At 74.4% G+C, this 488-nt stretch carries 1 pseudogene; it reads right to left on the reverse strand.

Annotated features, from left to right (window positions below):
• Positions 1-337 precede the first annotated feature (337 nt).
• Positions 338-488 (reverse strand): annotated as a pseudogene (locus ACIBA9_RS37055) (4-hydroxy-3-methylbut-2-en-1-yl diphosphate synthase); the annotation flags it as partial.

Consider the following 488-nt stretch of genomic DNA (forward strand, 5'->3'; position numbering starts at 1 on the left):
TCCGACGGCGGGCTCCGGCGGGGCCACGGGGTGCTCCCACAGAAGGCGGGGGCGGGCGACGGCGGCGAGGGCTTCGGTCGCCGTGACAGGCCTCGACATGAGCCCACCGGCCGCGGGCCGGTCACCCCGGACCCCATGCACGGGCGCCCCCGGGGCCGACGGCGGGCTCCCGCAGGGAGGTGGGGTGCTCCAGCGGAAGACGGGGGCGGTGGCTTCGGCGCCGTGACGGGCCCCGGCATGAGCTCACCGGCCGCGGTCGGTGACCCCGGGGCCGGCGCACGGGCGCCCCGGGGTTCGACGGTGTTCCGTCGGATCTCCGAGGCGGTTGTCGTGGGGGTCAGTCCGTGATGGACACCGACGGCTCTCCGGAGGCGACGCCGTCGGCTTCCATCTGCTCGGCGAGCTTCATGGCCTCCTCGATGAGCGTCTCCACGATCTTGGACTCGGGGACGGTCTTGATGACCTCGCCCTTGACGAAGATCTGGCCC

It is taken from the genome of Streptomyces sp. NPDC051452 (assembly GCF_044454765.1).
Lineage (GTDB): Bacteria > Actinomycetota > Actinomycetes > Streptomycetales > Streptomycetaceae > Streptomyces.